17 protein-coding genes, 6 pseudogenes and 1 CRISPR repeat array are annotated in these 25,537 nt (G+C 65.4%); of the genes and pseudogenes, 6 read left to right on the forward strand and 17 right to left on the reverse strand.

Annotation, left to right across the window (positions count from 1 at the left end):
• Positions 1-130: 130 nt before the first annotated feature.
• On the reverse strand, positions 131-1,348 hold the full coding sequence (locus SALPAC6_RS0120990; protein ID WP_018255297.1) for an MFS transporter: 1,218 nt from the start codon (positions 1,346-1,348) through the stop codon (positions 131-133).
• Between the two features lie 337 nt (positions 1,349-1,685).
• Here SALPAC6_RS0120990 and SALPAC6_RS26430 point away from each other — a divergent pair.
• Positions 1,686-3,322: pseudogene (locus SALPAC6_RS26430) on the forward strand (IS1634 family transposase).
• Between the two features lie 513 nt (positions 3,323-3,835).
• On the opposite strand, the gene SALPAC6_RS0121010 reads toward SALPAC6_RS26430, so the two are convergent.
• On the reverse strand, positions 3,836-4,678 hold the full coding sequence (locus SALPAC6_RS0121010) for an IS5 family transposase (protein WP_018251394.1): 843 nt from the start codon (positions 4,676-4,678) through the stop codon (positions 3,836-3,838).
• Positions 4,679-4,904: 226 nt separating this feature from the next.
• On the opposite strand from SALPAC6_RS0121010, the gene SALPAC6_RS0121015 reads away from it, so the two are divergent.
• The 4 genes and pseudogenes from SALPAC6_RS0121015 to SALPAC6_RS29175 form a co-directional block, all read left to right on the forward strand.
• Positions 4,905-5,255 (forward strand): winged helix-turn-helix transcriptional regulator, encoded by a 351-nt coding sequence (locus tag SALPAC6_RS0121015; protein WP_018255298.1) that lies wholly within the window; start codon positions 4,905-4,907, stop codon positions 5,253-5,255.
• Between the two features lie 30 nt (positions 5,256-5,285).
• On the forward strand, positions 5,286-5,987 hold the full coding sequence (locus tag SALPAC6_RS0121020; protein WP_018255299.1) for a prepilin peptidase: 702 nt from the start codon (positions 5,286-5,288) through the stop codon (positions 5,985-5,987).
• A 9-nt stretch (positions 5,988-5,996) separates the two neighbouring features.
• Positions 5,997-6,156, forward strand: a pseudogene (locus SALPAC6_RS30460) (IS110 family transposase); the annotation flags it as partial.
• Positions 6,157-6,161: 5 nt separating this feature from the next.
• Positions 6,162-6,322 (forward strand): annotated as a pseudogene (locus SALPAC6_RS29175) (IS256 family transposase); the annotation flags it as partial.
• Between the two features lie 79 nt (positions 6,323-6,401).
• Positions 6,402-9,967: a CRISPR direct-repeat array (repeat unit 37 nt; unit sequence GTTGAGATCCTCGCCGACGGTGGACCGTCGGCGCTGG).
• Between the two features lie 132 nt (positions 9,968-10,099).
• Here the strand turns inward: SALPAC6_RS29175 and cas2 are convergent.
• From cas2 to cas5c, 6 genes are read right to left on the reverse strand one after another with little or no spacing between them, the layout of a single operon-like run.
• A complete protein-coding gene (cas2, locus tag SALPAC6_RS0121025) occupies positions 10,100-10,405 on the reverse strand; it encodes a CRISPR-associated endonuclease Cas2 (protein ID WP_033667140.1) in 306 nt (101 codons plus the stop codon).
• The gene (gene cas1c / locus SALPAC6_RS0121030; RefSeq protein ID WP_018255301.1) at positions 10,390-11,421 is read right to left on the reverse strand and encodes a type I-C CRISPR-associated endonuclease Cas1c; all 1,032 of its coding nucleotides are present in this window, start codon (positions 11,419-11,421) and stop codon (positions 10,390-10,392) included. The genes cas2 and cas1c overlap by 16 nt, the downstream gene beginning before the upstream one ends.
• Complete coding sequence (cas4, locus tag SALPAC6_RS0121035) at positions 11,414-12,061, reverse strand: CRISPR-associated protein Cas4 (protein ID WP_018255302.1); 648 nt, start codon at positions 12,059-12,061, stop codon at positions 11,414-11,416. Before cas4 ends, cas1c begins: the two co-directional genes overlap by 8 nt.
• A gap of 12 nt (positions 12,062-12,073) precedes the next feature.
• Complete coding sequence (gene cas7c / locus SALPAC6_RS0121040; protein WP_018255303.1) at positions 12,074-12,970, reverse strand: type I-C CRISPR-associated protein Cas7/Csd2; 897 nt, start codon at positions 12,968-12,970, stop codon at positions 12,074-12,076.
• Positions 12,967-14,847 (reverse strand): type I-C CRISPR-associated protein Cas8c/Csd1, encoded by a 1,881-nt coding sequence (locus tag SALPAC6_RS0121045; RefSeq protein ID WP_018255304.1) that lies wholly within the window; start codon positions 14,845-14,847, stop codon positions 12,967-12,969. The genes cas7c and SALPAC6_RS0121045 overlap by 4 nt, the downstream gene beginning before the upstream one ends.
• Complete coding sequence (gene cas5c / locus SALPAC6_RS0121050) at positions 14,847-15,515, reverse strand: type I-C CRISPR-associated protein Cas5c (protein WP_026189922.1); 669 nt, start codon at positions 15,513-15,515, stop codon at positions 14,847-14,849. The genes SALPAC6_RS0121045 and cas5c overlap by 1 nt, the downstream gene beginning before the upstream one ends.
• Positions 15,516-15,592: 77 nt before the next feature.
• Between cas5c and SALPAC6_RS29490 the strand changes: the two genes are divergently transcribed.
• Positions 15,593-15,733 (forward strand): hypothetical protein, encoded by a 141-nt coding sequence (locus tag SALPAC6_RS29490; protein WP_018255306.1) that lies wholly within the window; start codon positions 15,593-15,595, stop codon positions 15,731-15,733.
• A 69-nt stretch (positions 15,734-15,802) separates the two neighbouring features.
• On the opposite strand, the gene SALPAC6_RS0121060 is transcribed toward SALPAC6_RS29490, so the two are convergent.
• The 9 genes and pseudogenes from SALPAC6_RS0121060 to SALPAC6_RS0121115 all read right to left on the reverse strand — a co-directional run bounded on the left by SALPAC6_RS0121060 (position 15,803) and on the right by SALPAC6_RS0121115 (position 25,284).
• A complete protein-coding gene (locus SALPAC6_RS0121060; RefSeq protein WP_018255307.1) occupies positions 15,803-18,061 on the reverse strand; it encodes a CRISPR-associated helicase/endonuclease Cas3 in 2,259 nt (752 codons plus the stop codon).
• Between the two features lie 1,069 nt (positions 18,062-19,130).
• Positions 19,131-19,565, reverse strand: a complete 435-nt coding sequence (locus SALPAC6_RS0121070) for an NUDIX hydrolase (protein WP_026189924.1) — start codon at positions 19,563-19,565, stop codon at positions 19,131-19,133.
• A gap of 210 nt (positions 19,566-19,775) precedes the next feature.
• Positions 19,776-20,567, reverse strand: a complete 792-nt coding sequence (istB, locus tag SALPAC6_RS0121080; RefSeq protein ID WP_018255311.1) for an IS21-like element helper ATPase IstB — start codon at positions 20,565-20,567, stop codon at positions 19,776-19,778.
• Positions 20,567-21,649: pseudogene (locus SALPAC6_RS28270) on the reverse strand (IS21/IS408/IS1162 family transposase). Before SALPAC6_RS28270 ends, istB begins: the two are co-directional and overlap by 1 nt.
• Positions 21,650-21,722: 73 nt before the next feature.
• Positions 21,723-22,895 (reverse strand): IS30 family transposase, encoded by a 1,173-nt coding sequence (locus SALPAC6_RS0121095; protein WP_018252772.1) that lies wholly within the window; start codon positions 22,893-22,895, stop codon positions 21,723-21,725.
• A gap of 88 nt (positions 22,896-22,983) precedes the next feature.
• A pseudogene (locus SALPAC6_RS28275) lies at positions 22,984-23,630 on the reverse strand (thiopeptide-type bacteriocin biosynthesis protein); the annotation flags it as partial.
• 55 nt (positions 23,631-23,685) lie between these two features.
• Positions 23,686-24,144, reverse strand: coding sequence for a SitI3 family protein (locus tag SALPAC6_RS0121105; protein WP_018255313.1), 459 nt, complete (start codon positions 24,142-24,144; stop codon positions 23,686-23,688).
• A gap of 14 nt (positions 24,145-24,158) precedes the next feature.
• Positions 24,159-24,571: pseudogene (locus SALPAC6_RS26445) on the reverse strand (CdiA C-terminal domain-containing protein).
• A 185-nt stretch (positions 24,572-24,756) separates the two neighbouring features.
• Positions 24,757-25,284 (reverse strand): DUF6244 family protein, encoded by a 528-nt coding sequence (locus SALPAC6_RS0121115; protein ID WP_018255315.1) that lies wholly within the window; start codon positions 25,282-25,284, stop codon positions 24,757-24,759.
• Positions 25,285-25,537 lie beyond the last annotated feature (253 nt).

Below are 25,537 nucleotides of genomic sequence, written 5' to 3' on the forward strand. Positions count from 1 at the left end.
GAACTACGCCACCTGTTCAACACCCTGATCATCGAACCCAGCCGCCGCCGCTGCGACCCACTGCTCTGGTCCGTACGCCGACGCCGTCACCAAGCACGAGCCATGACCAGCCACTACACCCGACAAGCCCTCACCGAACCGTGATCACAATCCCCGGCTGGAGTACTAGATCCGCTACACCCTTAATGGGAAGGACAGCGACGACGGAGAGTGCGAGTACTACGGCTGCGATGGTAGCGAGTACGGTCGGGCCCGCGACCGTGAAGAGCCACCCGGCGAGGGCAAGACCGATAGGCGTGAATGAGGTGTTGGCCAGGGAATCGACCGACATGACGCGCCCGAGCTTCTCCTTCGGGGTCGAGGATTGCAGCGCACTGAGCCACAGCACTGCGAAACCGCCAAGACCAGCGCCTGCGATAAACGAGAGAGGCACCATGAGAAGGCTGGAGGCGCCCAATGCCAAGCCTACGAGTTGGGGTAGCTGAGCTAACAGGCAGAGCATCGCCGCGTAGCCGGGTCGACGTGGGCGCCGGGTGCCGGCCGCCGTGGCCCCGATAAGTGAGCCAGCGGCTTCTGCCGCTACCACCAGACCATATAGCCGCTCACTTCCGGTACCGAGCACTAAGGGTAGGAGTATGAATATCGGGCCATTGACTAATGCCAACTGAACCGTACCCTGAATCATGATGGACAACATCCAGGGTCTGGTTCGCATATGTTGCAGTCCTTCGAGGAAGTCTTGCCAGACGCTCGCCTGCGGTTGGCCCGGCTGAGGTGCGGCATCGCGAATCACCAGCAACGTGCCGATACTGATCAAGAAGGTCGCCAGGTCAATGATGAGCGTGGTCCGCGCCGATGTCGCAGCAATCATGGCCCCTGCGGCTGCGGCTCCGGCTACTGCGGCGATGCGGTTCGACATCGCGCGTAGCGCGTTGCCCGGTGGGATGAGCTCGGGCGGGAGTAGTGACGGAAGTAGCGCCCCGTATGCAGGCCGGTATAGTCCGAGACCAAGACCCATCACGAGCGCCGAGGCGAGCAAGGTGGGCAAAGGAGCCTGTGGGCCGGCAATGAGGATCGCCGCGAGGGCCGCAAGCCGTATCAGGTCGGAGACTATGATCATGATGGTGCGGCGGCGGCGGTCAGCGAGGACGCCGCCAACGAGAACGGACACCACGCCGCCGAGGGCGACCATCGCCAGCACCAGACTGATAGCGCGAGCAGCATCGGGCCGTGGTAGCAGGAACAGCGCGATAGCGACCCCGAAGACCGCGTCGCCGAAGATGTTGATCGTCTGTCCCAGCCACGCCGCGCGAAAATCTTTGTGTCGCAACGGCTCAAGAATCTTCATTGCTGCTACTCCAACCGGGTGCCTGCAGTGCTCGCAGGGCCTTCGATGCCAAAGGTCACGCCAAACGGATCCAGGAACTGGGTGATCACCGTGTCCCCTGTTGCCATCAGTGGATAGTGAAGTTCAATGCATCCCCACTCACTGATATGCTCTCGGGCTCGGGCGAAATCATCGACGGTCCAATATACAACCGGCGAACCGCCCGGATTGTTGCGATCATCTGGCCTGAGTTGGCTCACGGTTTGCGGATCTTGAGGGCGGCACGGCTGTGAACTGCGGCGATGCGCTCGGGGCGGGTCGTTTTCACGCACTAAGGGATGTCTCGTAGGGTCGTGGGGTGGCGTTCGTACGGCGGGTGCGGACGGCTTCAGGGGCCACGGCGGTGCAGATCGCCGAGTACGTGGCGGGACGTCAGCGGATCGTGGCGCACGTCGGGTCGGCGCATACCGAGGCCGAGCTGGGTGTGCTGCTCGAGCGGGCTCGTGAGCTGTTGGTCGATCCCGCCCAGGGTGTGTTGGAGTTCCCGGTCGATCCGGTGCCGCGGGTCACGGCTTTGGTCAGGCCCGCCGAGGTGCCCGGGCTGTTCGACGGTCCGCGGCCGCCGGCAGGGGTTCGCGACGGTGTGGGCCGGGTGCTGTCCACGGATTCCAGGGTGCTCTACGAGGCCTTGGCCGGGGTCTATGCCGATCTGGGGTTCGACGTGCTCGGCGACGCGGTGTTCGCCGATCTGGTGATCGCACGAGTCGTGGAACCGACCTCGCTGCGCGACGCGGGCCGGGTCCTGACCGATCTGGGTCGGCGTCCTGCCAGCTACGCGACGATGAAACGCACCCTGGCCCGCGCCGGCCCGCAGGGCGGTTACCGGGATCGGGTCGCCTCAGCTTGTTTCGCCCACGCCGCGGCCAGCGGGGACATCACCTTGTGTCTCTACGACGTCACGACCCTGTACTTCGAGGCGGAGAAGGAGGATGACCTGCGCAGGGTCGGCTACTCCAAGGAACGCCGGGTCGACCCGCAGATCGTGGTCGGGCTGCTGGTCGACCGCGGCGGGTTCCCGCTGGAGATCGGCTGCTTCGCCGGGAACCAGGCCGAGACCGCCACGATCATCCCGATCATCACCGCGTTTCAGGCCCGCCACCGGGTGGCCGACATGGTCGTGGTCGCCGACGCCGGGATGCTCTCCGCGGGCAACCTGCGCAAGCTCGACGAGGCCGGTCTGCGGTTCATCGTCGGCTCGCGGGTGACCAAGGCCCCCCGATCGATCTCGCCAGCCACTTCCACTGGCACGGTGACGCATTCACCGACGGGCAGGTCATCGACACCATCACCCCCAAAACCGGCCACCACAACGAGAACAACAAGGCCGTACGCGCCGAACCGGCCTGGAACCCGCACACCCATCCCGGCTCGTGGCGCGCGGTCTGGGCCTACTCCCACAAACGAGCCGTGCGCGACCGGCGCACCCTCGCCGCGCAGGAGCAACGAGCCCGCGCCGCCGTCGACGGGCAGAAAACGGCCCGGACTCCGAGGTTCGTCAAAACCAGCAACGGGGCACAGACCCTCGATCAAGCTTCGCTGGACCGCGCCCGCCGACTGGTGGGCCTGAAGGGCTACGTCACCAACATCGCCGGCACCGTCATGCCCGCAGACGAGGCCATCAGCTCCTACCACGACCTCTGGCAGGTCGAGGCGTCGTTTCGGATGAGCAAGTCCGACCTGGCCGCCCAGCCCATGTCCCACCACACGCAAGACGCCATCGAGGCGCACCTGACCATCGTGTTCGCCGCCCTCGCCGTCTCCCGCGAGGTCCAAACCCGCACCGGCCTATCCATCCGCAACGTCGTGCGCCAACTTCGACCCCTGCGCTCCGCGACCATCGCGATCAACGGCACCAGCCAAACCCTCCCACCGGCCGTCCCCACCGACCAGCAAGCCATCCTCGACGCCCTGAACCTGCCAGACATCACGCACTAACCAAATGAGCCAACTCGGGAAGCACCGCAACTCTCAGAGGGTGGTTCGGAAGCGTATGTCCGGACTGGGTTTGACCGCTCATTAGGGGCCTTGGTGGTCGGGGTTACGTCGACGGTGGGGTCAGGGTGAACAGTCCGGCCTCGGGTTCGGTGAGGATCTGGCGGGTGACGAGGCGTTTGAGCTTGGCGCGGAGGTTCTCGGTGTCCTTCGCGGTGGTGCCGGTGCCCAGGGCCTGGCAGATGTCCTTGGCGCGCATCGGTGTGGTGGCGGTGTGGAACACGGTGAGGATCTGTTGGTAGGCGGGGCTGGCGATGGTCGGGTCAGCGGGTGGTGCCGCGTCGAGTGGGTCGCCGAGGCTCAGGAGCGTTTTGCGGGTGATGGCGAGTTCGGNGACTTCGGTCTCGGCCGTGGTGAGCTGTTCGTTGAGGGTGGCGATTTGGGCGCGGAGCCGTTCGACGGTGAGGCCGGCGGCGGTTTCGCGTTCGGTGAGCAGGGTCAGTAGCGACGGCGGGGTCACCGCTGCTGGCCTGTGTCGCGCCAGGACGTGGTGGCGGTGCCGGTGAGCCGGCGGATGAGGTTCGCTGTGGAGGCCCACCAGGTGCGGGACACCGCGGAGGCGGGTCGGCTCTCGTACTCGCGGACCAGGCGGCGGTGCAGCATCAGGGTGCCGTGGGTCTGCTCCACCACCCACCGGCGTTTCACCGGCACGAACCCGGCCGTCGTGTCGGACCGAAGGACCTGCTCGACGTCGATATTTCGGATGGCGCCGTGGATCTGCACGTCGTCTTTGAACCCGGCATCGACCCACGCCTTGGTAACCGTCGGGGTGTGCGCTACCACGTTGTCCAGCAGTTTCACACCGATCGTGTTGTCGGTGACCGACGCGGCGGTGACCACCACCGCGATGATCAACCCGAGGGCGTCGACCGCGAGGCCTCGCTTGCGCCCCGGGACCTTCTTCGCCGCGTCCTTGCCGGTCGTGGCGGCCGGGACGTGGTTGGCCGCCCGGATCGACTGGGTGTCCAGCGCCACCGCGGTCGGATCCTCCCGGCGGCCGGCCCGCTCCCGCGCCTGACAGCGCAGCAGATCGTGGATCACCTGGTCGGTGCCATCATCACGCCACAGGGCGAAGTAGTAGTAGGTGGCCGACTTCGGCGGCAGGTCGTGTGGCAGGTAAGCCCACTGACACCCGGTCCGGTTCTGGTAGAAGATCGCGTTCACGATCTCCCGCAACTCGTAGCGGCCCTGATGCCCCGACACCGACGGATGCCGGTCCTTCCACGCCTGCAGAAACGGCCCGACCACCGCCCACTGATCATCGGTCAGGTCACTCGGATACGCCGCACGTCCATTCATGATCAGCCCAACGCGGCCGGGCCTCCCCGGTTACGACTACGGCTCACATTCACATGCCAACCCAAACCTCTAAGGGACGAAAGCTACCGAACCACCCTCTCATCTCAAAGAGATTCCTCAACATCGTGAAGATCTTGGCTTGACTCAAGGTGAGTTTGTTGTTCACGTAGAGCAGTCGATCCCCTAGACTCGCCCTCTGGCCGACCTTGACGGGGAGGGCAGGCGGATGGACGACGACCTCCAGGACGCGCAAGACGCCATTAAACTGTGCGCACAGCGGTGGAGCCTGGAAATCCTCACGACCCTCGGCCAGCGGCCGATGCGATTCTCGGAGCTGCTGCGCGAGATCCGACCGGCGCCGAGTTCGAAATCCCTCAATGACGCCCTGCGCCGTCTGCGCGACGGTGGCTTAGTGCACCACGTTGACGACGCAGGTGCCGGTACCTACACTCTCACCGCCGCCGGCACCCACCTGCTGCCGCTGCTTTCATCGTTCATGCGGGAAATATGGCGTTGGTCAGAGACCTACCGCGTCGGTTGCGTGCGGTCGACAGGTGCAGACGCGGCACCGGCGTAGACCGAGGGTGCACCCCGAAAGCCACAGCCGATGAATCCCGTAGCACTGGGGCTGGTGCTCTCCGGCGGCGCACTTGCCGGCCTGACGCTGCCGCACGCGTACACGCGGCTGGCGACCAAGCCGGCAGTGGCCGCGGGCCCGTCGAAGTTGGGCGTGGCCGAAGGGGACACCTCGGCGGCGGCCAGGAGCGTGCGGCCAGTGGCCGTATCCGCACTGTGCGGTATCGGGATGGCTGTCGCCTCCGGCGGCCTCGCTTGGCTCCTGCGCGACGCCCGCGGCGGCCTGCCCCTGCTCGCGGTGTGGTTGGTGGTGATGCACAACGGCGTGCTGCTCGCCGCCGTTGACGTCGCGATCCGCAGGCTGCCTACGCTCGTGATAAGCATCGCCGCTCTCGCCGTCGGCACTGTGCTGGCCGGTGAGGCAGCGATCACGGGCCAAGCTCAAATGCTGGTCACCGCCACGCTCGCCGCGGCTGCGCTTGGCGGCCTATACCTGGCCTTGGTCATCGTGGCGGGCAGCGGAATGGGCCTGGGCGACGTGCGGCTGGCCGCGCTGCTCGGTGCGGCATTGGGTGCCATCAGCTGGCCTGCGGTGTTCCTCGGCGGCCTACTGCCCTTCGTGCTCGCCGTACCCGAAGCGCTAGCACGCCTGGCGCTGCGCCGTGCGCACAGCATTGCCTTTGGTCCGTACCTGGTCGCCGGGGCGCTGATAGCGGCTGTGTTCTGTAGTTGATCGAACGCCCTGACCAGACTCCGTGCCGACCCGCGGCACCCGCGCCTATGTCCAGCGACCAACCACCGAAGGCCGAACGAAACGCGAGATCCTCCGCTGCCTGAAGCGCTACCTCGCCCGCGAAATCTTCAGGACTATAATCGGGGTCGTCGGGCCAACGCTTGCTTGACCAAACACAGGGGCGTCGAGCAGGCCGCGTTGAAGTGTCTGTACCTGGTGACTCGCTCCCTGGACCCTACCGGAGCAGGCAGAACCCGATGGACGATGCGCTGGAAGCCCGTGTTGAACGCCTTCGCCTTGACCTTCAGCGACCGTTCCCAGCCGCTGAAACCTACATACCAAGTTGCCGGAACGTCCGACGGTGGACCGTCAGCGCTGGCCGAGAAAGACCCGCAAGCGTGGGGTGAAGTGGAAGTTTAGATCCTCGCCGACGGTGGACCGCCAGCGCTGGCCGGTTGGGCTCCTGGTCGACGTTCCCGCGCCGAGTCAGTTGAGATCCTCGCCGACGGTGGACCGCCGGCGCTGGCTGGCCGACGTTGGCCAGGAGCCGCCGACCCGGTTGAGATCCTCGCCGACGGTGGACCGCCGGCGCTGGCGGTCTCCAGCACCCCCGCTACCTTGGCGCACGCCGCGATGTTGAGATCCTCGCCGACGGTGGACCGTCGGCGCTGGCAAGGAGGTTGAGCGGCGGGGACAGTTCCCGGACGCGTTGAGATCCTCGCCGACGGTGGACGGTCGGCGCTGGCTGCAAGGTGAACAACACCTACGGCGTGCGGTGCCCGGTTGAGATCCTCGCCGACGGTGGACCGTCGGCGCTGGACGACGCCCGGATACAGCGGGTCGTCGGTGTAGGAGTTGAGATCCTCGCCGACGGTGGACCGTCGGCGCTGGGTTCGTGGAGCGGTGGCCGATGGTGTTGGGCACGTGTTGAGATCCTCGCCGACGGTGGACCGTCGGCGCTGGCGAACAGGCACGTGAGCTGCTAGCCAAGGCAGTAGTTGAGATCCTCGCCGACGGTGGACCGTCGGCGCTGGCTGAGCGGGACCGGGGCCGGGCTCATCGCGGCCTGGTTGTTGAGATCCTCGCCGACGGTGGACCGTCGGCGCTGGATGTAGCCGGTCTGCCCGCAGAACTGGATATACGGGTCGGGTTGAGATCCTCGCCGACGGTGGACCGTCGGCGCCGGCCACGCCGAGCAGGCCACGCCACTCCCGCGGAACCGTTGAGATCCTCGCCGACGGTGGACCGTCGGCGCTGGCGGAGGCCCTAGATCGAGAGGGAACCTCGACCATGAGTGTTGAGATCCTCGCCGACGGTGGACCGTCGGCGCTGGCTCCTGGGGGGTCAGTCATGCCCTGCGGGCACGCGGAGAGTTGAGATCCTCGCCGACGGTGGACCGTCGGCGCTGGCAACGACCTGCCGGACAGCCCGGAAGCCGCTTATGTGTTGAGATCCTCGCCGACGGTGGACCGTCGGCGCTGGGGGCGTACTTCCCGGCGGGACCGCACTGCCCTTCGGTGTTGAGATCCTCGCCGACGGTGGACCGTCGGCGCTGGGTAATCCGCTCCAACACGGCCGCCTCATCGGTGGTGTTGAGATCCTCGCCGACGGTGGACCGTCGGCGCTGGCGGGGTCGCTTCGAAGGACAACGACGAGATCACCGCCTGGTTGAGATCCTCGCCGACGGTGGACCGTCGGCGCTGGCTGTCGCGCTGACGCTGACGATGACCTCGACGAGCGTGTTGAGATCCTCGCCGACGGTGGACCGTCGGCGCTGGCAGACCGCGCCGACCTCGTCCGGGATCGAATGGCCAGTTGAGATCCTCGCCGACGGTGAACCGTCGGCGCTGGACGAAATTCCGTAATCTACTACGTAGATTCGTAGAGTTGAGATCCTCGCCGACGGTGGACCGTCGGCGCTGGTCATGTGTGAGCCTGACGCGCTGCGGCAGGGCTACGTTGAGATCCTCGCCGACGGTGGACCGTCGGCGCTGGCGGCGAAACGGCCGCAGCTTGCGCTACGACATAGGGGTTGAGATCCTCGCCGACGGTGGACCGTCGGCGCTGGTGGCCCGGATCCGAGATCAGCAGCGGCGTGCCGAGCAGGTTGAGATCCTCGCCGACGGTGGACCGTCGGCGCTGGCCACGAGGTGACCGCGAGGCTGGCTGGCCGGCTGTGGTTGAGATCCTCGCCGACGGTGGACCGTCGGCGCTGGCGGTGGGGTCTGGGGCTGCTCCCCTGACCGGCACCCGAGTTGAGATCCTCGCCGACGGTGGACCGTCGGCGCTGGTTCGGGGGGCGAGTGCGGGCATCAAGCCCCGACCGTTGAGATCCTCGCCGACGGTGGACCGTCGGCGCTGGCTGCAAGCCGTCGATATCGGCTACCTGTACGACAGTATCGTTGAGATCCTCGCCGACGGTGGACCGTCGGCGCTGGATGATCACCATCCCTCAGTGGTCGCGCGCAAAAAAGTTGAGATCCTCGCCGACGGTGGACCGTCGGCGCTGGAAGACGGGCGCGCTGCTGGCCGCGCAGGTCGGTGCGGGTTGAGATCCTCGCCGACGGTGGACCGTCGGCGCTGGCCGCCAGGACCCCGACATCCCTCGAAACACCCGTTGAGTTGAGATCCTCGCCGACGGTGGACCGTCGACGCTGGCTTCCGGGCCGCGTTCAATGCGATCTCAGGATTCTGGTTGAGATCCTCGCCGACGGTGGACCGTCGGCGCTGGCCGGCGCGTTGCTCATGATGGCCTCGACCTACCCCGTTGAGATCCTCGCCGACGGTGGACCGTCGGCGCTGGCTGCCCTTGGCCACAACCCGGCCCGCACCGTCCCGTTGAGATCCTCGCCGACGGTGGACCGTCGGCGCTGGCGGCCCGCGCCGGTGTGGTCGGCGAGCCAGCGCAACGGTTGAGATCCTCGCCGACGGTGGACCGTCGGCGCTGGCGTGGCGTCTGTCCATGCCTCGACTCGGTCCCGGTGCAGTTGAGATCCTCGCCGACGGTGGACCGTCGGCGCTGGCGAACAGGCACGTGAGCTGCTAGCCAAGGCAGTAGTTGAGATCCTCGCCGACGGTGGACCGTCGGCGCTGGACGTGGTCGTTGACCCCCGCACGGGAGAGATCGTGCCGGGTTGAGATCCTCGCCGACGGTGGACCGTCGGCGCTGGATGTCGACTATCACCGACCGTGTTCGATACGCATGCGAGTTGAGATCCTCGCCGACGGTGGACCGTCGGCGCTGGCAAGTGCCTCGACGGTGATCGTAGGCGGATGAACGTTGAGATCCTCGCCGACGGTGGACCGTCGGCGCTGGCAAGTGCCTCGACGGTGATCGTAGGCGGATGAACGTTGAGATCCTCGCCGACGGTGGACCGTCGGCGCTGGCAGGCCAACCCGAACCTCGGGTATCGGAAGAACACCCGTTGAGATCCTCGCCGACGGTGGACCGTCGGCGCTGGGCACCCGAGCCCACGAGGACACCGTGACCACACAGTGGTTGAGATCCTCGCCGACGGTGGACCGTCGGCGCTGGCTCGGTCGACTTTTCGCCGTCCGGAACATCCGTGATGTTGAGATCCTCGCCGACGGTGGACCGTCGGCGCTGGACCACTCCCAGCAAGGAGCACAACCATCATGACGCCTGTTGAGATCCTCGCCGACGGTGGACCGTCGGCGCTGGCTACCGCTGAGGGCGTCGGCGCTGAGGGTGGCGAGTCGTGTTGAGATCCTCGCCGACGGTGGACCGTCGGCGCTGGAGACGGGCGTACACGCGGGTGCTCAACCACATCAGCAGTTGAGATCCTCGCCGACGGTGGACCGTCGGCGCTGGTGTCCCACCTCGTCGCCCTTGCGGTTGACGCGGTACTGGTTGAGATCCTCGCCGACGGTGGACCGTCGGCGCTGGCCGCCGAGGGCTTCGTCCAGGTACGTCGGGTCGATTGTTGAGATCCTCGCCGACGGTGGACCGTCGGCGCTGGGCTTTCTGGGCTGCGGATTTGGTGTCGTGGCTGTCGCTAGCTTTGAATGGCAGGTGAGCGGTGTCCGCTTTGTTGGTTTTCTTGCCTGGGAACCTCGCGCTTGTTGCTATCGCGCTTGGGGTTCTTAGATCTTTAAAGTAGGTGGTCGCCGTGGTGGGGTGCGAGCTGTGCGACGCCGAGTCGTTCCACGTGGCGGAGTGTGTCTTTAGTGAGGTGGTAGAGCCGAATGTCGTCGGTGGTGTGGCTGATGGTGTCGGAGAGCTTCTGGCGGAAGGTCGGGTACTGGGCAGCGGTGCAGGCAATTTCGAAAACAGACTTTTGCACTCTGATGCCGTGGCCTTCGCAGATCTTGGCTACCTGCCGTAGGCGTCGTTGGCCTTCCGGAGTGGTGGTGTCGACGTCGTAGGTGACCAGGTACTCCATTATGCGGGGCTCCACGGGTTGTAGTGGGGTGTGTCGCTGCGTAGGTGCCGGGCGAGGAGTCGGGCTTGGATGAGTGGTAGGACGGCTGCGGGAATGTCTCTGCCGAGTTGCCGGTGGGCCCAAGGGCGGGCGCGGGCTTCGCTCCAGAGGGTCAGGTAGGCGCGGCGGCCGTCGTCGTTGATTTCGTGGGCTCCGCCGGGATGTTGGGTGAAGTGGTGAGGTGTGAGCTGGCGGCGGTTGAAGGCGGTGAAGACCATCCGGTCGACTTGGAGGTGGCGCATTTCTTCCATCAGGTCTAGGGCGAGAGCGGGCTTTCCTGGTCGGATGCCATGCAGGTAGCCGATGTAAGGGTCTAGGCCGACGTGTTCGAGTGCGCCGTGGACGGCGATGCGGAGCATGCCATAGCCGAAGGACAGGGCGGCGTTGACGGGGTCGGTGGGTGGTCTGCTGATTCGATGGGTGGGTGCGGTGACTTGAGCGTGGTCAACGAGTAGGTGTCGCCAGGTGGCAACGTATCGCTTGGCGGCTTGACCTTCGATGCCGAGAATGACGTTGATGTTGTTGGTGTCGGGGAGTTTGGCGAGGTCGTCGGCGATGGCGGATGCGGTTGCGCGAAGGGCCTGTTGTCTAGTGGTTCGGGCGTCGGCGGCGGCGCGTAGCAGAACCTGTCGGGTGTTGTGGAGTTTGCCGGCGACGAAGGCGCGGGCGACTGCGGCGCGGCGGTCGGGTTCGCGGAGGGCGTCGTGTTGGGCGACTCTCAGCAGGGGGTTGCCGCCTTGTGGGCCGATGACGCGGGCGCGGAACCGACCGTTGCTGGTTAGCCAGGTTACGGATCGTTGGTCGGCTGCGCAGCGGTGTAGGAAGTCATCGGTGAGGTTGACACCGCCGAAGGCTACGACGTGGTCGATTCGGACAAGGGGGAGACGTTTCGCGCCGTTTTCGGGGTGAAAGACCCGGACGGCGTCGTGGTCGAGGTGGACGCTGCTACCCGGCGTCAGGATGTAGAGGGTGTTTTTGATCAGTTCAGGCATCCCAATCACCGGTTGGTCGGGGTGTGTAGAGGTCGGTGGGGTTGGCTAGGGCCCGGGGTAAGCAGTCGTCGAGCAGTGAGCAGCGTCGGCATCGGCGGTCTGCTATTGGTGGTGGTAGTTGTGGTGCGAGCAGCATTGCGTGAAGTGCGCGGGAGGTCTGGTTGACGGTGGTGATCAAATCGTTGGTCAGCTGTACCCGGTGTCGTCGCCGGTCGAAGTGTGTGAACACCTCTGCATGGGAGACATCGAGGTCGCGGCCGAGTATTTCGCGTAGGCAGAGGGCTTGGGCGGCAGCCTGTACATCGGCTGGTCCCCCGGGCTGGTACCGGCCGATCTTGTGTTCGACGGGGATTGCAGTGCCATGGCCGATCTCGACGACATCACATCGGCCATAGAGACCGAGGATGTCGCTCCAGACGGGTACGGCGTAGTGCTGCCGGTACCCGGGGGCGGCCGTGGCGCGGGTGCCGGGCCGGTCGACGCGTTCGTGGGCCAGGTGGCCACGAACAGTGTTGATGTCGTCGGTGAACACGCCGTCGACGTGGATGAGGGCAGCCTGGCGGGGACAGTAGGCATAGTGCTCTAATGCCGACAGTGGGATGCGGCCGGCGTTGCGGTCCCCGTCGGGCCACCAGGTCATCGTCGAGACTCCTCAGTCCTGCAGGATGTCGAAGGTCACGCCAGCCGGCAGTTCGCTGACGTCGGAAGTGATCTTGTAGTCGGTGAAGGTGCGGGGGGTTCCGACGCCGCTGGCAAGAGCGACTTGGACCCGGTCCAGCAAGGGCTGGGCAGGGGCGTTGCCGTAGGCATTGGAGTGGCTGAAGACGTACAGGCCGCGCATGGTCATGATGCCGCGAGTCGCAGTGCGATCATGATCGAACATGAACTGCAGCGTCTTGTAGAGGGCGGTGAGGTCCTCGGTAGTCACGCCCGTTTTTTGGGCCAGGGCGGCGGAGTAGTGGAACTGCGCCCGGTACAGGCCGTAGGGCACAGTCCATTTGCTACCCATTTCGGTCTTTTCGCCCTTGTCAATGTCTTCCTGGCGTGTCTGAGTTACCCGGGTAATGGCGTGTGAGACGGGTAGGACGGGGTGGATAGAGCGGGCCATGCCGAACTGCAGGGGGCCGCGGATCTGACCCAGTGCTTTGGTCTCACCGGTGGAAAGCACCGCGCCGAACAAGCGTACGTCGATGTATCGGTCGGTCATCCACCGCCGGGCAGCTTCGGCTTGCTCGGGAGAGATCTTTCGAGATTTAAGTTCGATGCCAGTTGCTTTGTACGATTCGGCGGTGCGGGTGTTGAGGGCGTGTCCGGCCTCGACGAACACGTTATAGCGGTCGGCCTGGTAGTCGAGGGCGTCGGCGGTCAGCCCGATCGTGTCGCGGATCTTCCGCTTGAGTGCAACATCGGTGACTAGGCCGTGTCCGGTGGCTTCGTCGACACGGGGTCGGTTGCCGCCATCGGGGTCACCGTTGGGGTTACCGTCGGTAACGTCGAAGAAGATTACTGCATCGTGTCGGACCGCCGGATCGGTCGTCTGGGGCTTCACTGTTCGTGGTTCCCTTCGTTGGTGTCGTGCTCGTCGGTGGGTAGGTCGTCGGCCGGGACTTCTGGGGCTTTGCCGGTCATGGCCATCCGGATGTCATGTGCCTGCTGATGGAAGTAGCCGAGGATGAACCATGACTGGCTTTCCGTGTCATGTAGGGGAGCGACCGGATCGGTGAGCCGGTCCTTTAGTTCACGCACCCGTGCCCGGTAGCGGCCGGCGGCCCGACCGGCACGCTCGGCGTTCTGGCGGCTGATGGGATTGCTGCTGTCGTCGCCTGCGGTGCTGTCCAGCTTCTTGAGCCAGGCAGGGTAGAGCTGGCAGCCTTGCACAAGGGCGATCCGAGGGTTGGCCACCGCACCGGCGAAGTAGCGGTGAAAGAATGTGGTGTTGGGCTGCTCGCTCTGCCGGTAGGCGGTGCGCTGGAGTGACTCGAGTACGGCGAAGAGCCGCCCGTACAGGTAGGCCGGGTTGTCCTGCTTTTCGTCCAGCACGGCGGTGGGTCCTCTTCCTGTTCGTTGCGGGTGACGGGTGAGTACGACCCGTAGTAGCGCGGCCCGTGGGCCGTCGATTCGCAGGTCGGTGCGGATCCGGCGGATAGCATGGGCGAGAAGGTGGGGTGGGAGTGTTCCTCCGTGCAGGCCGCTGTGCAGGAGCAGTTGCGCTAGGTCATCAGGTCGGTCGGCGGCCTTGTCCCAGAGTTCGATGTACCGTCCGCCGCGTTCAGATCTGTCCGGCAGCCACTGGCCAGAGCATCGGACTAGCATCCAGATGGGGTATGCGTTTGGAACTTCTTGGCCTCGGGCGAGGATCTGGTGGTCGTTGAACCAGGCGTCGACGTTGTCCTCGGCCTTGGTGAGCGGCATCTCCAGCCAGTGGTGAACCACGAGCCGGGCCACGTTGCCGGACAGCGTGGCCGAGCAGAAGGTCAGTCGGTCATCGGGCCGTCTACGTTTCCGGCCGGTGACCAGCGAGTGGAGGTACTCGCTGATTTCCTCGGGCTTACGGTCGAGCATGGCGATGGTTTCGCTGTTGGCGCCGTTGCTGACCCACCAGGCGAGACGCGTTCGTTGGCGAGGGTAGGTGAATGTGAATCGCTGTTCGGACAGTATGGCGCTGAGGTTGGCGACGGCAGCCTGACCGCAGGACACGCAGATCGGCGATCCGGCGAGCCCTTCGTTGAAGTCGTACGTGTGGATGCGCTTGTTCGCCGACAGCAGCGCGACCTCTTGGTCTGCTCGTGGGACCAGGGCCTTGGGCAGCGATTGTGGTATCCGATCCAGCAGGGGCTGGTCCGGCTGGCCACAGACCAGGCACAAGCCTCGCTGACCACTCCCGTCGGCACTGGCGCCGCTCTTGCGTTCCTGTACGACCGCCTCCCACAGTGTCCACAGCGTGTCCTGTTCAGTCGCTCGCCTACCGCCGACTGATATGACGACAAGGTCGCGCGATGACCACTTCTCGTCGTCGGGCGGCTGGGGTAGCTCTCGACGGTCATAGAAGGCCACGAGTGCCCGTGCTGTCGTATCGTCCGGATGTTCGCGCAGCCAGCGACGGGACAGGTCGACGAACGACTCGTGTGCCTGCGCCACCCGTTCGGGTTTGGCTTTGTCGTCCGCCCAGCCGAGGACGTATTGGGCATCATCGGCGCCAATCGCCGGGGCGATCCCCGATGTGCGGCCGGCGTTTGGCACTAGGATCGGCAAGCCGGTCTTCGTGGGTCGTTCACCCGATGCCTTCAAAGGAACCAGTCGACGTAGCTGCCCCTCGCTGTTGAGGTTCAACTGCCACCGAACGTTTCGGATCCGACTGTACGGGCGGCTATCCTCACCGTCAGCATCGTTCGGGCTACGGAACTCAACCAGGTGGCGTAGCAACATCACGCCACCCCCGCTATCCCGACGCCATCACCTGGTATCCCGCGTGCCGGAACGTGTAGCACGCCCTTTTCCAAACGGGCGGTGAACCAGTCAAACTTGGTAGGTGGGCCGTAATGGATACGATGCAGCATGATTCCCAGGTCCTCAGTCAGGTCGATCGGCTTGCGCTCGTCCGGGGGGAAAAACGAGACGGGAAATTCCTTCGAGCCTAGGAAGGGCTGCTGGTAGCACGCGCCACGGTTGACCCGTCGCCGAAACTGCTCACGGTAGGCGACGTCCCTCTTGTCGGCGTGTGCTGCCAGCTCGACCTGGGCATAAATGCGGTACTCGACGTCCCGCAGGCACAACGCGCTACGTTGGTCTCGGCTAGCCACCGTGTTGATCCGACGTCCTTTGTTGACAGCATCGGCGAGGCTGGGAAGGTCGCTAGTCTCGTTGCGGCGCAGGTTGAACTGCTGGATTGGCCGTAGCACCTCGATTTTCACCGGAACCCAGCGGAATTCTGGCTTCCAGAAGATCGCATCCAGCACGCCGGTGGCCGCCGTAGGGGTCATCACGGGGTAGCTCACCCGCTCTACCCGTAGCTCGGGTCTCGTGAAGAGGGCAGCCTCGCCGCGCACCTGTACCACCACTGGCGGATGAGAACGCTGTCCTGGTTTGTCACTCACGGCTGATGATCCTTTTCCATTGATCAGGTGGAAGTTAGCCCTGTTGGCGAGCTATCGCCCTGCTCACCGCCGCATTCGTGGGTAGCGCGACGGGGTTGCTGACCTGGTGGGGCGGCGCAAGCCAGTCCAATGCCGTTCTGACTGCGGCGGCAACCTTCGGCGGCACGACGGTCTTGGTCGTGCGGCTGGTCCAGTTCATGCGGGGCAAGAGCAAGTAGCCCTGGATGGCGCGCTTGTCTGGCGAGCCGCTGCAGGGAGGCTCGCCAGACAGGCGCCTGCGCGTCGGGCTACCACAGGTAGTCCTTTCCTTCGTTGTCCAGGGCTATGCCGTATCCGTCGTCGTAGTCCCCGTACCACTCACACAGGTCACCGATGACAGGGAGGAGGTGGGGTGACACGTCTGCTGCTCGTGCGGTACTGCGGCGCAGGTTGACGATGTACGGCTGTAGGTCCCGCAGCATTCTCATGTCCGGGTAGGGGCCGCGTAGGGCCTGCAGGCACCTGTCAATGATCTTCGCGCCACTGTGGTCGCCGCCGTACCGGACGACGACCGGAACAGTGTCCTCGTTGATCATTCGGAAGGCCAACTCGCGCCGTCGTTGAGTGCTACCTGTGGCCTTCAAGGGGCCATCTGCCACGGCGACAAAGTCCCACCGGCTCCGGCTGGCCCTGATGGCTTTAGAGGTACTACCCGGGCCTTCGATGTCAAGAGTTCCGTATAGTTCTCTGAAGTACTCATCCAGGGCCGCCTGGTTCTCAGGGTCGCTATCGGGGCCGAAGTACATGTGCGCCACTTCGATCTGCGTGGGGTATGAGGGCGGAAGCCCCCCGTCGGCCGGGTCAAAGATTATGACCAGCCCGCCGCGCTGGCCAAGGTCACCTTCTCGATTACACCGGCCAGCGACCTGCGCTAGTGATTCGGGAGGTCCGATTGCTCGGAATGCCACCGGGAAGTTCAGGTCGACCCCTGCCTCGATCAAAGAAGTGCTGATTAGCAAAACCGACTTGCCATCTGCCAGTATGCGCTGGACAGCTCTTAGTGCACTCTTGCGGTGGGCCGGGCACATTCCAGTGGACAGGTGTAGCACCGCCATCTCGTCGCTGGCTACATTTTGAGCATGGCGAAAAGCAGTTCTCGCGTCACGCACAGTGTTGACCACCATCAGGGCCTGCCGATGTGTAGCGGCTTCATTCACCATGTCCACAAGGGATGGTTTCGGCTTGAGCCGCCAGTCGTACTTCACTCGCTGGCACTCGGCAAAAAAAGACTCCGGGTCCGGCAGAATCTCGCGCGATTCCAACGCCTTGAGGGGGTCGAGCGCGTGAACAGCAGGCTGAGTGGCCGATGACAACACCACGGTCACCCCAAACCGCTGCGTCAGGATCCGCAGCGCATCGGCAATCTGCGGTAACAGATCGTGCGGTAATGCCTGCACCTCATCTAGAACTAGCACGGAATCGGCGATCCGGTGCAGCTTGCGCATGCGAGACTGCGTCCGGCCGAACAGCGACTCGAAGAGCTGGACCGTGGTGGTAACGATGAAGGGCGCATCCCAGTTTTCCGACGCGAGGCGCCGCCACGAGTGATATTGACCGCTAGAGTCAGAATCGTTGATCTCAACGTGGCTATGATGTTCAAGGACAACCCGCTCGGCGTGTGGGTCCTCGGGGTCGAGGAGGTCTCTGTAGACCGCCGCATTCTGTTCGGTGATAGTAATGAAGGGAACCGCGACGATCACCCGTCGCTTACCATGCAGCGCTGCGTGCTTCAAGGCGAATCCAGCAGCGGCGATAGTCTTCGCGGTCCCAGTCGGAGCGGTCAACCGAAAGATGCCAGGCTCCCGCTCAGCGGCAGCGATCGCTGCGGCGAACAGCCGTTGTCGATGACCATCCATCGCACCAGGCGCCCGGAGCCGCAGATATTTCGCACGCCGGGCCAGGAAGCGACTGAGCAGGGCCGGAGCATCCAGGTCAGGGCCTACCCTCGGACGACTGCCCTCCACATGGGCCTTAGTGTCAAGCACATCGGCATCAACCAGGCAGGAGAACAGGAATCGTAGGAGGAACTCTCTCGTCATCGGCTCTGCACTGTCGTCAAGTTCGACAGGCATAACAGGAATTTGGGCAAACATTTCGGGAAGCGCTACTCGAAGAATCTTCTCAACCTCAGCCCACGGACCGGACCGCAGTCGTTCCTCCGCGGCAGCATCTTCACCAAAGAGGGCGTCAACCTGCCCCTGATTAGTCAAGCCGCCATGGTGTCCGGCCACAGCGAACTCCACCGGCCGGAGACGGTGACGACGGGCCAACTGCACGCCGAAAGACTTGTGATCCAAGCCCACCCGACCGTTCGTCGGCTCGACGAGCAGCAACTTGTCCTGCCACGCCTGCCAGCACTTGCCGCCGTCATGGACAAGGCCTGTCCACCACGCCAACTCGCCGAGCCCGAAGGGTGACGCGAACAGCCGAGCCAGATCCGCCGTGCCGCGTAAGTGATCTTCGAGCCGATGCCGAACTCCGAAGTGGTTCTTGCTGTGCGCCCACACCTGAAGACTCCTTGAGGTCAGTGAGACCGGCATGCAACCACGGCAGTACGACGAAATATCGCCCCGCTTCGCGGGACTGTAAAATTACTGACAGATTGATTGAGGTTGCCATCGCGCGAGCCCTGCTGGTTTGGGGCGTTACCGCGTCGGTCGTCGGCAAGTGCTTTGATCATTAGATCCGTCAGGCCGATGAAGGACATTGCGGCACTACATGCTGACTCGGCGTGGCGCCTTCGGAAGACCGTAACCACAGGGTCGGAGTGCTGGGATTGCCTTCGGAGCAGTGCTTATACCGCTACAGGAGATTTCGGTAAGCGAGCACAGCAACGTAGCGCCGCGACCTGTTTCCTTGGCGGGAAGTTCAGAAGTCGCAGGTAGTCAGCGTGCGGAGATGGGTGAGGCGTCGGGTTAGGAAACCGTTGCTCTATCCCCTGAGCTACGAGGGTGCGAGAGCCCAGTCTAGCGACCCGGGGGTTCACCTGGGGTGGCAGGGAGTGGCCCACGTTCACCCACGTCACCCGGACCACCGTTGTCGCAGCTCAGGAGCACACCCCGAGCACACGAATCCCGGGTTGCGACCGGCGGTCGGCCGTGGTGATCCGCGTTGGCACCGGTTCACCCCGGTTGGCATCCGCTGGAGAGCACACACCGCGCACATAATCGATGGTCATCGTCTCGAAATTTCCCTGCCAGGACTCGCGGGCGGGTGGGAGCGCTGCCCCCTCCGCGAGCTTCGGGCGGCGGCTCAGTCACGAAGCTGACGAAGGGTTGTCAGCGTTCGGCATGAGTCCCGTACGACGCTTAGGGCACAGCTCGACGTGCCCGCTGCGTTGCGGGGAACGCGGACCTCGATCAGTCCGACGTCCCGCACCGATGACGGGTCGAAGCCGACGCCGTAGCGCTCGCTCCAGACCAGGTCGCGGATGGATCCCGCGCCGATTCAGGCGTCCGGCAGACCGGAGTCCCGAACGACGCCCAGTGCCCGGATCAGCCACGGGCTGCGCCGGATCAGGTCCCGCAGTTCGTCTTTCCGCATTGTTTCTCCTGGGTGCCGCGGTTGGATTCCTGGTCATTCGAACAACCGGCCCACGAGAGCGCCCTGGCCGGACTGCAGGACGTGCGCGGCTCGTAGCGGTACCCAGAAGCACTCGAACCGGGTTGGCTGCCGCTCGCCGTCGTGCTCTTCCTGGCTCGCCCACCGTTCGGGCGTCGCCCCGTGCAGCGTCAACTCGAAGATGTGGCGACGCTGGATCTCGAAGCGGAGCGGGGTGATGTCGTACTCGACCTCGCCCAGCTTGCGCACGATGGTGAAGCCCGTTAGTCCGGTCTCTTCGCGGGCCTCGCGCAGCGCCGCGTCCGCGGGGTCCTCACCCGGGTGGACGCTGCCGCCGGGCACCTGGATGCCTACCTCCTCGTAGCTGAAGTCAGTGTGGCGGAAGACGAGCAAGTGCCCTTCCCGCACGACGTAGCAGAGAACCTTGCTGGTGATCACCTTCTCGGGCACGGTGCCTTCCTCCACTCCTTTCCTCTGGTGCGTCTATCCGGGGTCTGGCAGGTGTCTATCGGGCAGGCCCAAGATGGCTTCCTGGGCCGCTCGGGCGAGAGTGGCCTGGGTGGTGGCGGGTAGTCCGAGCTTGTTCCAGTGTGTCAACGCCGCCCCAATCCTGACCACCGTGGTCCGGCTGAATCTGGACCACCTCGGTTTGGTTGGTCTTTAGTTGTTGGTCTTGGTGGCTGCGGGGACGCGGCCGAGGTCGCGGTCTTTGAGTCGGTAGCTGTCGCCTTTGAGGGAGATGACTTCGGCGTGGTGGACGAGGCGGTCGATCATGGCTGCGGCGACGATGTCGTCGCCGAAGACTTCGCCCCAGCGGCCGAAGGGTTTGTTGCTGGTGACGATCAGTGAGGCTCGTTCGTAGCGGTTGGAGACCAGTTGGAAGAACAGATTCGCGGCTTCGGCTTCGAAGGGGATGTAGCCGACCTCGTCGACGATCAGTAGCGGGATCCGACCGAGTTTGACCAGTTCGTCTTGCAGGCGGCCGGCGTGGTGGGCGTCGGCGAGGCGGGACACCCATCCTGCGGCGGTGGCGAACGCGACGCGGTGTCCGGCTTGGCAGGCGCGGATCCCGAGGCCGGTGGACAGGTGGGTTTTGCCGGTGCCGGGTGGGCCCAAGAAGACGACGTTGTCCTTCGATGCTACGAAGTCGAGGGTGCCGAGGTGAGCGATGGTCTCCCGCTTCAACGATCGTTGGTGCTCGTAGTCGAACTCCTCGAGACTCTTGCGGGCCGGGAAGCGGGCAGCTCGGATTCGACCTTCACCGCCGTGGGCTTCGCGGGCCGCGACTTCGCGTTGCAAGCAGGCAGCGAGGAACTCCTCATGAGTCCACGACTCCGCCCGGGCCCGCTCGGCGAGGCGTTGCACCGACGCGGCGAGGGAGGGTGCTTTCAGTGCGCGGCTGAGGAATGTGATCTCGGAGGAGACGTTGCGGTTGCTGGATTTGGTGGCCATCACGCAGCCACCTCTTTCAGGCCGAATATCTGGTCATAGTCGCTGAGTTGCCGCTGCTCGACCTCGGCGGCGGCCGGCGCCGGTGCCTGCCGGGCAGCAGTGCGCAGATCGGCGGCGGCCAGACGGTGAGCCGGATCGGTGATGCTCTGATGCGTGGCCCAGCAGCGGTCGTGTCGGGCGACCTGGCGGCTGTCGCAGAACACCTGCACCCGATCGGCGTCAGCGGTGATATCGACACGACGCCCGACGACCGAGGGATGCACCGAATAGTCGTTGCCGTCCAGACGCACGTAGTGATCTCGGGGCAGCCGCGTGGTCTGTCGCCAGCCGACCACCGGCGCCACCGGAGGCAGCGACAGCATCGCGGCCCGATCGGCGTCCCACCGCTGCACCGGGCGGCAGCCCAACGCCCGGTGTTGGCGGTTGTTCGCCCGCACCAGCCACTCGGTGCGTTGAAGTCCTCCGGCGAGCCGAACCGACGCCCAGGCAGAAACGACGTCTCCAGATAGCCGTTGGCCCGCTCGACCAGGCCCTTGGCCTCCGGGTCCGCCGGCCGGCACTGAATCACCTTAATGCCGAGAGTGCAGGTCCGGCGACTGCCGCGACGGGATCATCACCGCCGACAGCCACCGCGAATACCCCGACACCATCACCAACACCGGCGGCCGACCGACCTGCCCGAAACCCAACGCCACATCCACCGGCGGGAACCACAGATCACACTGCGCCAACTCACCCGGCAGATACTCCGTCCGCTGGCTCGGGTCGGGCCGGCGGAACAACGGCCGCAACTGCTGCACCCGATCACAGAACACCGTCTTACCCCGGGTCCACCCGACCCGCTCCATGATCACCGTCGAGGGCATGTCCGGGAACTCCGCCAACAACGCCCGGATCTGCGGCTCGACCGCATCCACGATCGACCCCGTCGCCGCCCGCCGATACCGCGGCGGCTCATCACTGGCCAGGGCCTTCTTCACAGTGTTGCGAGACATCCTCAACCGCCGTGCGATGGCCTGAATCGCCATACCCTCCGACCGCCGCAGCCGCCGGATCTCTGCCCAGTCCTCCACGTTCAGCACCTCCCGATGCTTCAGGAGGTGGTCCCGATTCAGCCGGGGCGGATTCGAGCAGTCGTCGCAACGGTGACGATCGTCAGGGTGCCAGAGCGGTATGGAAGACGTCGGCCGGGGTGCGCCAGTTGAGGGTCTTGCGGGGCCGGTTGTTGAGGCGTTGCTCAACGGCGCGGAGGTCGGCCGCGGTGTGCTGCGATAGGTCCGTGCGCTTGGGGAAGTACTGGCGCAGTAGGCCATTGGTGTTCTCGTTCGTGCCACGCTGCCATGGGCGGCCGGGATGGGCGAAGAACACCCCGTCCCGCAGCAGCGGTGCAATCTGCTGGTGGTGGGCCATCTCCGCGCCCTGATCCCAGGTCAGAGTGAGGCGCGCGGCCTCGGGAAGTCCCGCCAGTACGGTCAGGAGTGCGTCGCGGACGGATTCGGCGGTGCGGTCGACGGGCAGGTGCACCAGCCGCAGGTATCGACTGGTGCGGTCGACCAGGGTAGCGATGGCGGACTGGCTCTGCCGACCGACGATGAGGTCTCCCTCCCAGTCACCGATCCGGGTGCGGTGCATGGCCGCAGCCGGCCGATGCTCGATCAACAGTGCGGGAGCCACGAAGCGGCAGCGGCGCTGATCGGCCCGACGACGCCGCTTCCTCAGCGGCCGGCCAGTGCGAAGTCGGCGAGTGAGCTGGCGGCTGAGTCCACCTCTGCCGCCGCGGTAGAGCGCCTGGTAGATCGTCTCGTGGCAGACGTGCCACGAGGGCTGGTCGGGATATGCCTGCCGAAGCCACGCGGCGATCTGCTGCGGGCTCCAATCCTCCTCCAGCTTGGTCTGAACAACGGCCCGCAGACCGATGTCGGCGAGTAGCCGGCCTCCCCGCGGGCGCTGAGCCCGCTGCCGGGCCCGCGCGTGCGCCAGATCGCCGTCATAGACGCCCTGGTCATGCGGACGGGTGTTGCGGCGCAACTCCCGACTCACTGTCGACGGCGCCCGGCCCAACTGCTCAGCGATCGCCCTGATCGTCAGGCCCTGCCTGCGCAGGGTGGCGATCCGTTGCCGTTCCAACAGCGACAGGTACCTGCCGGACCAGACGCCCTCAGCCAATCGGGCCGGCGGCACACCACCACTCTCCGCGCGCCACCGATAGCCGGTCTTGCGACCGATCCCCACAATGCGGCAAGCCTCGAACGTACCCATGCCTGACTGCAGCAGCCGCCAGTACTCCGTCTCCAGCTCGAGCCGGCGCTTCCGTCCTCGTCGTCCCATCAACACGCCTCACATGATCAGGTGTGTTGCGACAAGTACTGGAACCCGCCCGGAACCACGTGGTCAGTTTTCAGGCGGAGCCGACACAGTGGAAGATCACGTGCAAGGCGATTGCTGCCTGCAGACCACGGGTGAGGGTGCCCCTTTCCCGTTGACGGTGTAGAGCCGTGCCGGCGTGTGCCAATGCGGTGTGCCAGTCGCCGGAAGTGCGAGGTGCGCCGAGCAGCAGGCTTCGAACGTCTCCGGTGAACCTCGCCCACCTGCGGGCATCGGTTATGGGTGCCTGGTTGAGGTGTGCGGCGCGGTGCTCGGGGACTTGTGCCCAGACGTCGCCTTGCTCGTTGGGGTCCAGCCCTGCTGCGCGCATGAGGGCGCTGCACAAGATCAGGGAGTGTTCGCGCCGGGTGGTGGGGTGCTGGTGGAGGTAGGTGAGGAGGTGGCGGCTGTCGTGGTGGAACAGCGTGTGCGCGGTGGCCATTGCGTCGTGGCCGCCAAAGGCATGGGTTTCGGGTTCGTAGATGCCGCTGGTCCAGGTGGTCCCTTCGGTGAGTAGTCGGCTGGCCCTGTCTCCACTGTCGGGGCTGTTCGTGGGGAGGTAGCGGATGCGCCAGGCACCTTTACGGATGAACCACCAAAAGGTTATGAGGCTGGCGGTTCGGCGACGGGAAGGACTCGGCTGAGGTGGGCGACCGCTCGTTGCTCTCGCTCTTGGGCGGTCTGGCCGGGGTCGACCACGGATGACGGGTCGAAGTCGCGTCGTTCGTCAGCGGGTCACTCGCGCTCGGCTGGTTCATGGGGTGATGAGGCGATCGTCTATGCCGTAGTGGCCCCACCAGGTAGGCCGGTGTCTGCGGAGTGTGCCCCCGACGCGGGTCAGCAGGAGCCAGTTGCCGCTCTGGACCAGCGCCGCGTCCTCCTTCCGGGCGGTCAATACCCGGGCCACGGCCTTCATCATGTTCGGGATCCCCTTGTCGACCAGGTCGTCTGCCCGCATGGAGAAGTCGATGTCGACGTATGTCTGTGGCTCCCACTCCCAGCGGGCACCGTCGTCGGCCTCGGCATCGAAGTAGCCTTGGCTGCCTGAGGAGACGGTCAGCGCGTACCCGCGGGTGTCGTAGAGGCGGGCACTGAGCAGCTGTGGGGTGGTGCCGCTCGGCCTGGGCTTCTCGGCGGGTTCGGCTGACACGAGATCAGCCACGTGGTCCAGGGGCAGGTTACCGGCGAGGGTCAACCTGAACTCGACAGCCATCTCTGCGCCTCTCCTCAGTCTCGACGGACGATCTGCACGATCGTGCGGCTCGGCGTTACCGCGACGAGTTCTTTCAGCTTCTCGACGGGCCAGGTGTCGAACTGTGTCCGCAGGGCCGCGAGGTCTCCGTGCCAGTCGTGCAGGTTCAGCACCACGCGTTGGGTCTGCTCCCTGTCGACCTTGGCGCGGACCTCGCTCCAGACACCCCGTACCGGCTTGCCGAGAGTGGGCGAATAGCAGTCGAACACACGTGACCTTCGATCAGGTAGTCCGGGTCTTTGTCCGGGTTGCCGGAGTCGCCGGTGCGGAGCCGGGCGTCGGCGATCTCCTGCCTGGTGGGGTTCTGGTGGACCCGGTAGCTCGTGCTGGCGACTATATCGGCGCATTCGTTCTCGAGCTCCAACGGACGCCGCCCTTCGTCGTCCAACCTGGGTGGAATTCTGGTTCTCGGACCGGTCGGCGTCCCGCCCCTGACTCCGGTTGGCTGTCTGGTCCAGGGCGTGCCGTGGTCATGGTCATCCGATGGGGTGTCGTCGGCGGCATGAGGTGTCGGCGGCGGGTCACCGTGCTGGGAAGGGGTAGGGCTGGCCGGTGGGTGACCGCCAGCCCCTGTCAGTTTCCCGACGACCCCAACTGCCGGGCCTGCGCGATCGCCGCTTCGATGGCCTGCCGGGCCCCGCCGGTGCGCTGCACGACCAGCACCAGGACCTGCTTAATGGCCTCCAGGGCCTGTAGCAGCGGCCCGGGCTGCCCGCCCTGTAGGACCATGGCGACGAGTTGCTGCGCCTCACCGACTCCGGTGATGGCCCCGGCCGCCGCGTCACGGGCAGCGTCCACGGCACTCTGCACAGGCGCCAGCCCGGCGATCGTCTCCTGCGGGGTGGCTTCGTTCGGCACCGCAGCGGCGGCCGTCGTCGCCTCACCGATCGGACCAGCAAGTCTTCCCAGGCCGCCCTGGATGCCCGTGATCGCGTTGCGCACCCGTGCCACACCCGCCGCCACCGCAACGAAGCCCGCACCAGCAGCCCGCGACGCCGTCTCCTGCGCCTGACGGTCGGCGGCGGCGGCCGACCCCTGCGCGCGTTCCACCCCGGCCATCAACGCACGGAGTTCACCGGTGATCTTCTCGATCTGTGACACGTGGCCGGCATCCCCTATCGAGGAAAGTGGAAGTTCTCGACCGCTGAACCTACCGGGCTCCTCGCGAGGCCACTAGACACTGGGCGAGTCGGCACCGCAGGCGGCCAGTCGCATGAGCGGCTTCCGGTCCAGGTTCCAGCGCGTGTGGCGGGAGTGGATGCTACTGGCCTGTCAGTTGTCGCTGATACGCAACTGAGGCATGTCGTAGCGGCTCGCCTCGGGGATAAGAAGCATGACGGGCCCGCAAATCTCG

Source organism: Salinispora mooreana (assembly GCF_000379065.1).
In the GTDB taxonomy this organism is placed as follows: domain Bacteria; phylum Actinomycetota; class Actinomycetes; order Mycobacteriales; family Micromonosporaceae; genus Micromonospora; species Micromonospora mooreana.